The organism is Lentzea kristufekii, from assembly GCF_033949925.1.
GTDB lineage: Bacteria > Actinomycetota > Actinomycetes > Mycobacteriales > Pseudonocardiaceae > Lentzea > Lentzea kristufekii.
In genome coordinates, this window is sequence record NZ_JAXAVV010000031.1 from 40,675 (window position 1) to 53,694 (window position 13,020).

The following is a 13,020-nucleotide window of genomic DNA, read 5'->3' on the forward strand; positions in this document are numbered from 1 at the left end:
AGGTGCGCAAGTGGCCGAGGAGGCTGTGATGGCGGAGACCGCCACGACGGAGGAGACCCCGGTTCGTCTCGAGGGCGACCAGTGGGTGTTCCTGATCGACCCCATCTGGCAGGCCGAGGCCGCCGGGAAGGGGGAGGAGGGCGCGGATCCGGAGAAGCCGCCGCTGGAGGCGGTGCTGGGCGGCTGGCACGTCGCCGAGAGCGGTGTGACCAGCCGGTTCCACGCCAACCCCGCGTACGAGCCCGCCACCCCGGACTCGCCGACGGACCCGGTGGACGCCGTGCTGCGGCTGGTGGTCCGCGGGGAGTCGGAACCCGACCAGCTGCTCGACGTCATGGCCGAGTCGGTCTTCGGGCTCGCGGTGAACGCCGAGAACTCGCCCGTCGTGGTGATGTCCCCGGACGACGTGCCGTGCGTGATCGTCGCGTCGGCACCCGCGCACAGCAGGCGTCTCGCCGAGCTCGATGGGCTCGCCGACGTGGAGGCCTGGGCCGAGGTGAACCTCGAACAGCTGGTCGGCGTGCTGCCGGAGGAGGGCGTCGACGTGCTCTTCAACCCCGGCGCCACCTCGTCTATGCGGCTGATCGCCGCCGCGCTGCGGGAAGCCGTCGTCACGGCCGCGAGCGAGAACGCCGCGGAGGCCGCTGCGGAGGCACCGCCCAAGCCCGAGACGGAGGCCGGTCCCGTCCCGTCGGGCAAAGCCGCGCCGACGACCGAGTCCGCGCCCACGCGCAATCCGAGCACCAAACAGGCCAAGGCCTGATCCCCCCGCGGAGGGAAACAGGGGTGCGAGACCCCGGTTTTCCGCCGCGCGGGCCGAGTCGGTGTGGGACGTGTGCGGGCTTCAGGCGGTGGTGATGGTCACCTGAGGGCGCCGGCCGGTGCGCGAACGCCAACTCGGACCTGACAACAACGCGCCCGCTGTTCGGCCTTGTGTTCCGCTCCGTGTCTTCTCCGGTCCGCGCATTTTATGGCCTCGGTTTTAGAATCTGCGAATGCGGATGAGGGGCGCTTTCATCAACCTCACGTTGATGAAAGCTCCCCTCAGGTAGAGCATCGGGCGCACGATCCAGAAAGGTGCGTGCGGTCCGTCAGCGGGGCCAGTTGATGTTGACCGTGACCCAGTCTCCGCTGCGCGGCGCCGCACTGTTCGCAGAACTCGAAAATGATGACGCCGGCTGGAGAGTCGGCAGGCCATCCGCGGGCGCGCGTCTCACCCCAGCGGCTTACACGAACCCGAGCACACAGCCGGAGCTGGCCATCGCCGATGCGACGGCCAGCTCTGGAAGCTCACCCGACGTCGAGCATCGGCGGTGCGGAGTCAGCAGGTGGAGCCGGTCTGGGTCAGCAGGCCGAGCCGCCACGGCAACAGGTTGTACGGGTCGTTGGCGCCTACCGCGGCTGCTCGGCGTAGGTGTGGTGATAACCCAAGTGGACGGCGAGCTGGGCCCGGGTGAGTCCCGCCCGCTCGCGCAGGCGGCGCAGCTCCTGACCGAACTCGTCTCTGCCGGATTCCGCTGACGTCATTGTTCACACCCCCGCACGTTCATTCAGGGGCCGGACGCGAAAGGCAGAGTCAACGCGTCCGGCGTTGTGAACGTTACGGCGCTGTGTGCCGGTGTCAGCAGTCGGAACTGCCGCGCAATTTATTACCGACAACTTTGTTCGAATCGAATTCGACTATTTCAGTCACAGGTGAGAACGGTGCGCCCTAGGCGCATGATCGTACGCGTTGCCGTTGCGCGCGTCGGTGACGCGGAGCTCGAGCGCGCGTATCCGATGGTCGTGACGGCGAGGGAGGACGGTTCCTGGCTCGCGGTTTTGACGCCGCTGTCGGCCATCGGCTGTTCCGTCCCCGTACACGAGGAACCTGGACGCGGCTGTGAGACGGCTCGCTCACCCCGCTGCGAGCGAGCCGACCTCCGACGGCGACAGCACGCGGCCGTAGATCCGGAAGTCGTCGAGTGCGCCGGGCAGGTACGTCTCGAACGCGGACCTGCCGAGGTAGCTCTGCTTGATCTCGCTGCCGAACCACCGCGGCTGCACGGGCATCGCCGTGTTCCTGCCGACCTCGGCGCCGTCGACGTACAGCACGCCGATGCCGTCGCCGTGAGTGACAGCGACGTGGTGCCAGCTGCCGATCGGCAACACCGCGGCGTCGATGCGCTGTCCGCCGTCGTACCCGCGGGCGGAGATCGTGTAGCACATCGTGTTCTCCGAGCTGTTCGCGTTGAGGAACATGTGCGCCGTCGTGCCGACACCGAAGCAGAAGATCGGCGCCCACGCCGGCAGGGCGTCGAGCCGTACCCAGGTCGCCACCGAGTACTCGGTGGCTCCGCTCAGGACGCCTGGCAACTGCACGTGACCGTCTTCGCCGTTCAGCTGGACCGCGGCGCCGATGCGGCCGATGGTCCACGACGTGCCGCCCACGAGCCTGGCGTTCTTGCGGTGTCCGGACGAGTCGGTGGCTGTGGTGCCCCGTGTCTCGTCGAACCGGTACCAGGCCGCGAAGGGGGGTGGCGGTGGTGGCGGTGCTCCTGTTCGCCAGTAGGCGGTGTGGTGCCGGTGGTGCATGCGCGAAATCGGCATGAGGGTCACGTCCTGGCCGTCCGCCTTGGCCGTGAAGGTCATCGGCTTGGCGATGGTGCGCCGCACGGAGGTGGTGTCCAGCCGAGGCGTCGGCATCATCGCCTGGCCGCCGTAGTCGCCGCTGAGCACGGTCGGGCCGAAGGTCACAGCCTGCAGGTCCGGGTCGTCCGGTGTCGGATTGAGTTTCACGCTCATCGGCAGCGACAGGTCGACGGTGTCACCAGGACGCCATTGGCGGCGCAGGGTCAGCCAGCTTCCCGGCCGTGCCGTGTGCCGGATCTTCTCACCGTTGAGCAGGACCCGCGGCGGTCCGTCCACCCAGGACGGAACCCGCACCCGCAGCGTCAGCGGACCGCCCGCCGAGGTCATCACGAGCCTGGAGCTCGCCTCGTCCGGGAAGGAGTTTTCCTGCCGCAGCACCAGGTTTCGCTCAGGCCAGCTGACCTCCGACGGGATGAACAGGTTGACGAACAGGTCGTCGCCGCCACGGGAGTAGATGGTGTCGGCGAACTTCGCCTGCGTCTCCATGCCGGTGCCGTGGTCGCAGGAGAAGTTGTCGTAGTCGGTGGAGTACACGTCCGGGTCGTCGCCCATGAACGACGGCTGCTGCTTGATGGCGCCGGTGCACAACCCGGTGTAGTAGATGTTGAAGCCGTGAGCGGAGTCCGGGTCCTGTTCGCCGAGCATCTGGTTGAACAGGGTGCGTTCGTAGTAGTCGAGCAGGTCCGTGCGCCGCGGCTCGGCGAAGTGCAGGAGCCTGGTCAGCTTCAGCATGTTGTAGCTGTTGCAGTTCTCGCACATGAAGTTGCTGAGGTTGCCGGCGATCACGTCGGGTTCGTGGAAGTACTCGCCCTCGCTGTTGCCGCCGATGATGTAGGTGTGGTGGTGGACGACGATGTCCCAGAAGTTCCGGGCGATGTCGCGGTACTTCCGGTCGCCGGTGTGCTCCCAAATCCGCAGCGCGCCGATCACCTTGGCGATCTGCGTGTTGGCGTGTCTCCCGACGAGGTCGTCCACGCCGGCCGCGAGCGGGTCGAAGATCTCGCGGTCGTAGAACCGTTGCGCGGCAAGCAGGTGCTTCTCGGCGCCGGTGACGGCGTAGACGTTGACCAGTGCTTCGTTGATCCCGCCGAACTCGACGGCCATGACGTCCTGCATCGTGGCGTCGTCGAGCCTCGCGGTGCGCCAGTCGATCCAGTCGGCCATCCGCGTCACCACGTGGAGGGCCTGGTCGTTCCCGGTCAGCGAGTACTGGTCGAGCAGGCCCGCCATGATCTTGTGGATGGTGTAGTAGGGCGCCCAGACCGCGGTGCCTGTCTCCAGCCGGTCGAAGAAGCTCTCCGGGAACGCCGAGAGGTAACCGGGGTGGAAGCCCGCGGCGGCCGAACGCTCCTGGCACGCTGCGAGCTGGCTGACCAGATAGCGCCCCTTGGCCAGGGCGTCCTGGTCGCCGGTGTTGGCGTAGGTGATCGCCAGCCCGGACAGCAGATGGCCGGTGCTGTGCCCGCGCAGCTCCATGTCCGGGTGCTCCCAACCACCGCAGGGCTTGGCGGAAGACGGCAGCCCGACGTTGCGCCGGAACGTGTGCAGCAACCGGTCCGCGTCGACGAAGTGCAGGTAGCTGGTGTTGCGGGCCTGGTTGTCGGCGAACGGGCCTGCGTCGAGCCGGACCGCGCTCAGCGGAAACGAGGCCGTCCGCCCTGCCACGCCGTCCGCGACGTTGCCGCTGGTCGCGGTGACACGAGCGGCGGCAGTGTTTCCGCCGCCCGCGACCAGGGAGGCAGCCGACGCGGCTGCCGCGGTCACCTTCAGGAACTGCCTGCGGTCAAGTGGTCGACGCGCCATGTCGTGCCCTCCGGTGCCAGGCCTCGAATCGAATTCATTTCTGCTGGTGCGGAAAGCACACGACGGTGGCTGGATCGCCCGAGTGTGCAGTTCGCTTCAAGCCCGCCAGGAGCTGCGGTGGGTTGTGCGCGCTTGAAGAGCACCGGGATGTAGAGGTCCCATGTGCGGTCGTTGGAGGTGGTGATGAAGTCGGCTCTGGTGACAATGGCGTTTTCACGTCGACATCACATTCGGTGCCGTCGTCGATCTTGGACTGAAGGTCGAGCCGGACCAGGAGCGAGCCGTTCGGGCTGTGTGGTGAATGTGGTCGGGGCAGACGGCGTGATCGTCTTGGGTGCCGCCGCCAGCGTGAACCGGCTACGGACGTCGTCACGGCCAGGAAGGCCGCCACGACGGAGGCCTTCGCGATCGTGGAGATCATGGCCGGATGCTAGCGGCGCGCGCGGCCGGGTCCGTCCACTTCGGACGCGTTTCCGCTTCCCGTGGAAGCTGTTCCGCGCAACGTGCACCTCGCGGTCACTCTTCGCTGTCGTCGCTTCGCCCGGAGGGCTGACGGGGTCTGGTGTTGCGGCGTGGTGCGTGGCGGCTGTTAGGTGCCGGCATCGCACTGGGGTTGCAAAAGGAACTCGAGGCAGGGCTGCGGTCGCGCTGGGGCGTGCCGATCGGGCTGATCGACAGGGAACACGCCGTACGCCGCCAGGGGGTCCTCGACGCGATCGCCGTACAGGCGAAGGACTCCGGCGGTGAGCACATCGCGACCGGCCAGCCTGGCCGCGTCCGCCCACGCGGAAGCCGGCACGCAGGGCTGGACGACGTCGCCGGTCAGCCTTGACCGTCCCGATCGGTCTGGCGAACGTGTCCCAGTCGGTCGGGACGCCTTCACCCATCCACACCTGGTTCGGCGGCCCGCAGGCGCTGGTCGGGTCCGCCGGCGGCGCGCCGATCGGACTCGAGCACAGCGGTGATCCAACGGGATTGGCGAGCACGTACCGGTGGACGTCCATGTCAGCGATCTTGCCGAAGTGCTCGTGGCTGACCGCTGGCGTGGCGGTGTGGGAACGGTGCATCGGCGCGGCCTCTCGTCATCCAGGGGCTACGACGTGCGATGTCAACGTTAACAGTCGGCCTCTTCGTCAAGGGAGTTGATTCGGCTCGCGGCAGGACGGCTCGACTTTCCCATGCCGATGATCCTCAGGTTCGGAAAGCACGTCCGGGCAGTCATTGCCCGGACGTGCTTTCGTGCCGAAAAGGGCCGGTCAGGGTGCGTGGATCACGTCTACGTCCAGGCCGGCCTCGCGGTGGCGGGAGGCCCAGTTGTCGATGGCCTGCTGGCACGCCTGGTCGAGGTGCCGCAAACCGGTCAGGTCGAGCCGCACGTGCTTGGTCAGCGGCAGCCCTTCCAGCACCGCGAGCAGTCGCGGCAGGCGCAGGAACGTCGCGTTGCCGCGCAGTACGACGACCTCGTCGTCGTCACCCCGGGGAGTCACGGTCACCGAGAGGTGCGAGACGTCCCACGCCGTCTTGATCACCGCGGCGAGCAGGCCGGCGACCGTGCCGGTGAGCAGATCGGTGGCCACGATCAGGCCCGCGGTGAGCACGAGGATCGCACCCTCGGCGCGATCCGTGCGCAGCATGCCGGCCACACCCTTGAGGCCGAGCAGCTTCCACCCGGAGTGCACCAGCAGAGCGGCGAGCACCGCGCTGGGGATCAGTCCGAGCACCCCGGGCAGCAGGACCACGAACAGCAGCAGCCACACGCCGTGCAGCACGCGCGACGCCTTCGTCTGCGCGCCGGCCTGCACGTTGGCCGCACTGCGGACGATCACGGCCGTCATCGGCAGCGCGCCGAGCAGACCGCAGAACGTGTTACCCGCGCCCTGTGCGATGAGTTCGGTGTTGTACCTGGTTCGAGGACCGCTGTGCATGCGGTCGACCGCGGTGGCGCTGAAAAGGCTTTCCGCCGACGACACCAGGGCGAACACCACCGCCGCGCCGAGCACGCCGGCGTTGAGGAGCGAGAGGTCGGGCAGGCGCAGCTCGTCGTGGAGGCTGCCTACCTCGATGCGGTGCAGGTCGAAGCCGGCGATGACGGACACCGCGGTGGCCACGACCACGCCGACGAGGACACCCGGCAGGACGCTCAGGCGCGGCGGAGTGCGTTGCCAGAGCACGGTAACGATGATGGTGAGCACACCGACGCCCAGTGCCGTCAGACCCGCCGGCGTGGTGAGCGCCCGCACGGTCAGCTCAGGTAAGCCCACCAGCTTCGCCCAGGTGCCGCTCGGCTGGGTGCCGCCCATGAGCGGGTAGAGCTGGCCGACGATCAGCACCAGGCCGATGCCCGCCAGCATGCCCTGCACCACCGCGGGCGAGATCGCGCGGAACCACGTGCCGCAGCGCAGGACGCCGAGCAGGATCTGCAGCAGTCCGGCACCGAGCACGATGACGCCGAGTTCGGCGATGCCGTGCTTGGCGACGGTGTCCGCGACGAGCACGGTGAGTCCGGCAGCGGGACCGCTGACCTGCATGGTGCTGCCGGGCAGCAGGCCGACGACGATGCCGCCGACGATGCCCGTGACGATGCCGAGCTCGGCGGGTACGCCGGACGCCACCGCGACGCCGACGCACAGCGGCAGTGCCACCAGGAAGACGACGAGCGAGGCGGTGAAGTCCTTGCCGAAGGTCTGCCGCCACGTGGTTCGGGAGCCGGGGGAGTTGTCCTGGTTGTCGGTGTGCTGGGTCAACGCGGTCATCTCCGGCCTCACAGCGGCTGGAAGGACGCGGTCGCCGACGTCAGGACCTCAGCGGTCTCGATGTCGTAGAACCAGCCGTGCACGCGGAGATCTCCGGTCATCGCGCGGTAGCGGACGAACGGGTAGGTCTCGAGCTTCCGCAGCTGTTCCAGCACGTGCTGCTTGCCTTCCTCGCGCAACGCCGGGTCCGCCGCGCTCGCGCCCGTCCTGGCGTGCCGCGACAGCCATCGGCGCATCGCGGGCAGGTGCCCGATGTCCGCGCCGTGCAGCGCGCTCACCGCACCGCAGTGCGAGTGCCCGCACACGATCACCTCGGACACCCCGAGCTGCACGACCGCGAACTCGATCGTCGCCATCTCGCTGGACGGCGCCTCCAGGCGGTACTCGGGGATGACGTTGCCCGCCGTGCGCAGTTCGAAGACGCTGCCGGGCTCCGCGCCCGTGATCGCGGAGGTCACGATGCGGGAGTCCGCGCAGGTGATGAACAGAACGGTGGGCTGCTGGCCGGTCGCGAGCTGTTGCCCGACGGACTTCGGACGGGTGGTGGCGTGTTCGCGGGCGCGCTCGATCAAGCGACGGAAGTCCATGAGTTCCTCACTGTGATGTTCAGGTGTTCGGTTGTCGGCGAGCGTGCCGATCAGTTCCGGAACACCTGCAGCACAGCGGGTCTGGCCAGCCTGCTGAGGTGCTCGACGCGGTCGGTGTCGTCGAGCGCAGCTGGCCCGGCAGCGGAAGGGGCTGGTGACACGCGGGTCCACGACCGGGTGGGCCGCGGCAGCGCGGCGCGCCGGGATGGCACCTGCCGCAGAGCTTCGTTCTTCTCACCGGTCTGGCGAGGCGGGTCTTCCTTCTTGGGTTCGTGCTTGACCGGGTCGTGCTGGCTCTGGGAGGAGCTCTTCCTCGGCGCGGTCGCGCAGTCGGTGACCGCGTGGCCGACCGGGGCGAGCACCCCGATGAGGGCCAACACGATCGTGACGACGACCAGCTTCACCATCTCCCCTTCGACGACTAGTTGTGATCTTATCGTCACTGCGGGCGACTGAAAGGTTCCAGTAGGGGTTTCCGAGCAATTCTGAGTGAGAGCGCGGTCATGCTCTGTTTTGCCGGAAGCGCTGAGGAGCTGGGCACCGGCGCTGACCTCACCGGCCGGGAGGACCCGCTCAGGCAGTGCAGTCGGCCCTGACGGCGGCTGCCGCGTGGTGCGCCCAGGTGGCGCCCTGGCTGTTCCAGTTCACCCCGGTGTTGATCATCTGGATCGAGAGCCTGCCGCCGGTGATGCGGTACGCGCCCACCCGGAGCCACTGGCCTCGCTGGGCGACCTGCCTCACCTGGAACGAGCCGATCATCGCACCGCCGAAACGCTCGAAGACCCGGTAGTAGGTGGGATCACCGCCCACTGCGACGAGGTCGCCGTTGGGCACGTAGACCGAGACCGCGCACGAACCGCTGGCGACCGGTCCGGTGGTGAAGTTCCACAGGGTGTACGCCCTCGGATCCTCGCGCTGCGCGTTTCCGGACATCGGTACCGACACGAACCCAGAGCCGCAACCGCCGCCGTGGTTGATCCAGCCCTTGTTTCCGTCCTGGTACTCGCCGTAGCGGATGAACTGCGTCGAACCGCCGCAGGCCGGCCCCGCCGTGGCCGAGTAGGTGGCGGGTGCGGGCTTGGCCGGTGGGGGAACGGGGGCGGTCTTGGCGGGGGTCGCCGGCTTGGGCCCAATGGTGGTCGGAAGCTGTGCGGGCCGCGGGCCGACCAAGAGCGGTGACGCGGCTGCGATCGGTCCCTTGTTCGCCAGAGGTTCAGGTGAAGGTGCCATCGCCGTTGCGGTCGACGGCGGCGTCTCGCTCGTGGACGACCGATCTTGCAGCGAGGGGGCGGCCAGGAACCAGCCGTCGGCCACCTCCGCGGGAGACTCGAGGACGGCTTCGCCGGCCTCCGGACCGCAGAAGGTGATCACCATCCCGGCGACGGTCGCCAACGTGGTGCCGAGGCCGATTGCCGCGGTGCTGCGGTGCAGCCGCCCGTACCAGGGTCGGCTGGGCGCAGCCGCGAGTGCCTGGGAGGCGGGCTCATCGGAGCGCTCCGCGGCAACACCGGTGTTCTGGTGTTCTGTCGCCATCGTGTCTGCTTCCTCCGGTGCCGTTGGAGCCGGCACGGCCTGCCTGGTTCTTCCGGTTCGGTGGGCACCGCCCACGGCGGAACCTGGCTGACCGCGATGCCGCCTGCTGGTGACCGGGTGGCACCGTTCGTGCTCTGTCCGGTCGACGATCATCTTGCGGCATCGGGGCTCGAACACGGCCGGCGTGAGCGAGATCAGGGGGATAACCCTCACCACCGTGCGTGGTGGACTTCGGCCCGGCAGGTGAAGCGGCGGTAGAGGCCGCGGTGGCGGAGACGCTCGGCGGACTGGTGAACGTGCCGGCCGAAGGGCTGGATCGGGCCCGGACGTTCTTCGAACTGGGCGCCACCTCGTTGCTCCTGGTCCGGGCACATCGCGAGCTGCGTGCGAATCGCGCCTCCGAGCTCACCGTGCTCGACCTGTTCGCCCATCCGCTTGATCGAGGGCTGGCGGCGCACGTCGTCGACTCGACTGTGAAAACCGTCGGCGAGTCCACTGTGGACTCGATTGGGTCGCGCGGCCGCGAGCGCGCCGGTCGGCCGGCTCCCCGCGGGGTAGCAGCCGGTGCGGCAGGCTGAGGGAGTGGGGACTTGGCTGTCAACGACAGCTGTTGACGCAGTCGGGAGACTGCGATCCCACAGAGAGGCTAGATAGTCCACATAGGACTGCACCTCGAATGACGTCTCCCTTGTTCGACAACTGCTTCGACGCCTTGTCTGACGCTGGTGATCAACCGATGCAGACTCCGGAAAGCGTCTTCCAGCTTAGTGGAGCAGGGAGTTCATGAGCGCTCTTGACGAACTGCGTCAGTTGCGCCACTGCGGTGTCCAGGTGCGCAGGCGGGACAACAAGGCGGCGTTCTGGTTTCTGGCGCCGTGGTTCGCCGGGCTGGTTTTCATCACGGTGGGTCCGGTGCTCGCGTCCTTCGGGCTGGGTTTCACGAAGTACAACCTGATCCAGCCGCCGGGGTTCATCGGGTTCGACAACTTCGCCCGTATCCTTCGCGCGCCTGCATTTCAGTGGTAAGCGGTGGTGGTTCGGGATCATGCTCGGCACGATCATGCTGCCGATCCACGTGATCATCGTGCCGCGGTACGTGCTGTTCTCCCAGATCGGCTGGGTGAACACGTTCCTGCCGCTGATCGTGCCGAAGATCCTTGCCACGGACGCGTTCTTCGTGTCCCTGATGGTGCAGTTCATCCGCGGCCTGCCGCGTGAGCTGGACGAGGCGGCGCGCATCGACGGCTGCGGTCACCCGCGGATCTTCGCCCAGATCATCCTGCCGCTGATGAAGCCCGCTCTCGCCACGACGACGATCTTCACGTTCATCTGGACGTGGAACGACTTCTTCGGCCAGCTGATCTACCTGACCGATCCGGACATGTACACGGTGCCCGTCGCGCTGCGCTCGTTCGTCGACTCGACGGTCGCGACGTCGTGGGGTTCGCAGTTCGCGATGAGCGTGGTGTCGCTCCTGCCGATCTTCCTCGCTTTCCTCATCGGCCAGCGGTACCTCGTCAAGGGGATCGCGACGACCGGTGGCAAGTAGCCGAAAGGGACGCTCATGCCTGTTCGCCGAGGAGCGGGTGCGTCGTCGTTTCCCGCACCGGCGTTCCTCCGAGGAAGAGTCCGTAATGGACTGTACGAGTTCGATGGCAGGTCGTGGTTTCCGCGGACGCCGGCGAGTTGATCGCCGCCCAGGAGCACGGCCGCGCCCTGTCGGTGGTGACAGTCGCAACCACCACTCCGTCGCGAGCCGACGGTTCGGATTGCGACGAGACGAGCGGAGACGCTCGCAGCAGACCGGCGGGGCAGGACGCCGACCTGGCCGAGGTGAGGCTCAGCAGCCGAAGTTCTGGGTCCAGTACGGGCCGCCCGCACTGAGGTCGACACCCACTCCGATGGTCGCGAAATCCGGGTTGAGGATGTTCGCGCGATGGCTGGGGCTCGCCATCCAGGCGGTCATCACCGCGTGCGGCCCGGATTGTCCTCTCGCCACGTTCTCGCCACCGGGATTCGGGTACCCCGCTTTGCTCATGCGTTGCGCCGGGGTCACGCCGTCCGGGTTCACGTGCTCGCAGAAGTCGCGGCGCGCCATGTCCCTGCTGTGCTTTCTGGCCGCGACGCGCAATCGTTCGTCGTAGCGCAACCGGGGCAAGCCCGCCCTCGAGCGGACGTGGTTGACCAACCAGATCAGGGTGTCCTCGTCGGACGACTGGCGCGTCGCCGGGCGCGCGACCGTCGTAGCGGGAGACGGTTCTGCGTGCCCGGCTGCGAATGCGCTGTCGATCCGCCCTGGAGAGGGCCCGAACCTGACGGCTGAGCCGTCACGGCGGTTCCACTTGCGACTGCTCGGCATGTGGCGGTTCCTTCCGACGGTGCTCGCCGCCAATTGTGCCTCTCACAGCTCAGGAGTACGTCTCATGATGTTCCATGGTGGACACCGATTCGTCGACCTGATGTTCAAAGGCGTGACTGGTGTGTCGATCGCGGCCACGGGAGCAGACCTGCTCACCGCGGGGTCAAGCCGCAGGACTCGGCGAGTGTCATGTCGTCGCGGTCGGTGTTACTGGTGCCGGCTTGGCTGAGCGATTCTTTCCCTCTCGCACACCGGTATCGGCGCCAGCGGTCTCCGAAGGACGAGGAAGTTCTTCGCGGGTGGCGGGAGAAGTCGCCGATGCCGGTGCGGTGGCCGGTAGAACCGTCGCCATGAAGCGCTCCGGGGTCCGCAGGGCTCTCCTCGCCTGTTCGGTACTGGTGGTGACCGCGTGTGCCGCCGCCGAGGAACAGGCCGGTCACGGCATCACCATCGGTTTCGCCTTGTCCACGCTGGACAATCCGTTCTTCGCGGCGATGAAGGACGGTGTCGAGAAGGCTGCGGCCGAACTGGGCGCCACCGTCGTCGTGGTCAGCGCGGGCGACGACGCCGCCGCACAGGCCGATCAGGTGCAGGCGCTCACCACGCAGCACGTCGGAGCGATCATCATCAACCCGGTCGACTCGGAGAAGGCGAAGCAGGCGGCCGACACCGCGCAGGCGGCGTACGTCCCGTTGGTGGCGGTGGACCGGTCGATCCACGGTGGCCAGGTCGCGTCCGAGGTGGCGTCGGACAACGTGCAGGGCGGCGCGCTGGCCGCGATCGAGCTCGGCCGCGCCACCAACGGCAGCGTCGCGCACCTGCAGGGTGTTCCCGATGCGTCGGCCACCAGTGACCGCGGTGAGGGTTTCGGGCACGGGCTGAACTCGGGTGGCCTCAAGGTCACGGTGACGCGGACCGCTGACTTCAGTCGTACCCGTGCGATCGACGTGATGACGGAACTTCTGCAGGCGGGCGTACCGATCAGAGGCGTCTTCGCGGACAACGACGAGATGGCGCTCGGTGTCATCGACGCACTCGGGGAGCGGGCGGGCAGGGACGTGCACGTGGTCGGCTTCGACGGCACTCAGGAGGCCCTGCGGGCGATCGAGGAGGGCACGATGGCGGCGACCGTCGCGCAGCAACCGGAGCTGCTCGGGCGCAAGGCGGTCGAGCAGGCTGTGCGCGCGGCGCGCGGCGAGAAAGTCCAGCAGGTCGTTGACGTGCCGGTGCGAGTCGTGACGAAGCACAACGTGGCCGCATTCCGGAGGTAGCGCCCGGCGGCGGAACGCCCGGTATTTCCCGCTGCGGGCCTCTTCGTTTTCCGGGACAGTCTGCGGGAAAATCCGTCATTGAC

Annotated in this window: 13 protein-coding genes; 6 read left to right on the forward strand and 7 right to left on the reverse strand. The window is 67.9% G+C overall.

Features of this window, described 5'->3' with window-relative positions; all coding sequences use genetic code 11:
* Positions 1-10: 10 nt before the first annotated feature.
* Entirely contained in the window at positions 11-763 is a 753-nt protein-coding gene (locus SK571_RS40340; RefSeq protein ID WP_319989389.1) for a type VII secretion system-associated protein, read from the forward strand.
* Between the two features lie 629 nt (positions 764-1,392).
* Here the strand turns inward: SK571_RS40340 and SK571_RS40345 are convergent.
* Complete coding sequence (locus SK571_RS40345) at positions 1,393-1,527, reverse strand: helix-turn-helix domain-containing protein (protein ID WP_319989390.1); 135 nt, start codon at positions 1,525-1,527, stop codon at positions 1,393-1,395.
* Positions 1,528-1,896: 369 nt separating this feature from the next.
* Positions 1,897-4,434, reverse strand: coding sequence for a beta-L-arabinofuranosidase domain-containing protein (locus SK571_RS40350; protein ID WP_319989391.1), 2,538 nt, complete (start codon positions 4,432-4,434; stop codon positions 1,897-1,899).
* 613 nt (positions 4,435-5,047) lie between these two features.
* Between SK571_RS40350 and SK571_RS40355 the strand changes: the two genes are divergently transcribed.
* The gene (locus tag SK571_RS40355) at positions 5,048-5,266 is read left to right on the forward strand and encodes a hypothetical protein (protein WP_319989392.1); all 219 of its coding nucleotides are present in this window, start codon (positions 5,048-5,050) and stop codon (positions 5,264-5,266) included.
* Between the two features lie 424 nt (positions 5,267-5,690).
* On the opposite strand, the gene SK571_RS40360 is transcribed toward SK571_RS40355, so the two are convergent.
* The 4 genes from SK571_RS40360 to SK571_RS40375 form a co-directional block, all read right to left on the reverse strand.
* The gene (locus tag SK571_RS40360) at positions 5,691-7,187 is read right to left on the reverse strand and encodes a SulP family inorganic anion transporter (protein ID WP_319989393.1); all 1,497 of its coding nucleotides are present in this window, start codon (positions 7,185-7,187) and stop codon (positions 5,691-5,693) included.
* An 8-nt stretch (positions 7,188-7,195) separates the two neighbouring features.
* A complete protein-coding gene (locus SK571_RS40365; RefSeq protein ID WP_319989394.1) occupies positions 7,196-7,774 on the reverse strand; it encodes a carbonic anhydrase in 579 nt (192 codons plus the stop codon).
* Between the two features lie 50 nt (positions 7,775-7,824).
* Positions 7,825-8,178: a hypothetical protein gene (locus tag SK571_RS40370; RefSeq protein ID WP_319989395.1), complete on the reverse strand. Its 354-nt coding sequence runs from the start codon at positions 8,176-8,178 to the stop codon at positions 7,825-7,827.
* Between the two features lie 169 nt (positions 8,179-8,347).
* On the reverse strand, positions 8,348-9,307 hold the full coding sequence (locus tag SK571_RS40375) for a hypothetical protein (protein ID WP_319989396.1): 960 nt from the start codon (positions 9,305-9,307) through the stop codon (positions 8,348-8,350).
* Positions 9,308-9,531: 224 nt separating this feature from the next.
* Between SK571_RS40375 and SK571_RS40380 the strand changes: the two genes are divergently transcribed.
* The 3 genes from SK571_RS40380 (at position 9,532) to SK571_RS40390 (ending at position 10,856) form a co-directional block, all read left to right on the forward strand.
* Complete coding sequence (locus tag SK571_RS40380) at positions 9,532-9,885, forward strand: acyl carrier protein (RefSeq protein ID WP_319989397.1); 354 nt, start codon at positions 9,532-9,534, stop codon at positions 9,883-9,885.
* A 205-nt stretch (positions 9,886-10,090) separates the two neighbouring features.
* A complete protein-coding gene (locus SK571_RS40385; RefSeq protein WP_319989398.1) occupies positions 10,091-10,333 on the forward strand; it encodes a hypothetical protein in 243 nt (80 codons plus the stop codon).
* 19 nt (positions 10,334-10,352) lie between these two features.
* On the forward strand, positions 10,353-10,856 hold the full coding sequence (locus tag SK571_RS40390) for a carbohydrate ABC transporter permease (RefSeq protein ID WP_319989399.1): 504 nt from the start codon (positions 10,353-10,355) through the stop codon (positions 10,854-10,856).
* A 291-nt stretch (positions 10,857-11,147) separates the two neighbouring features.
* On the opposite strand, the gene SK571_RS40395 is transcribed toward SK571_RS40390, so the two are convergent.
* On the reverse strand, positions 11,148-11,666 hold the full coding sequence (locus SK571_RS40395; RefSeq protein WP_319989400.1) for a CAP domain-containing protein: 519 nt from the start codon (positions 11,664-11,666) through the stop codon (positions 11,148-11,150).
* 350 nt (positions 11,667-12,016) lie between these two features.
* Here SK571_RS40395 and SK571_RS40400 point away from each other — a divergent pair, with 350 nt between their 5' ends.
* Positions 12,017-12,937 carry a substrate-binding domain-containing protein gene (locus tag SK571_RS40400; protein WP_319989401.1) on the forward strand — a complete coding sequence of 307 codons (921 nt, stop codon included), beginning with the start codon at positions 12,017-12,019 and terminating at the stop codon, positions 12,935-12,937.
* The last annotated feature ends 83 nt before the right edge of the window (positions 12,938-13,020 follow it).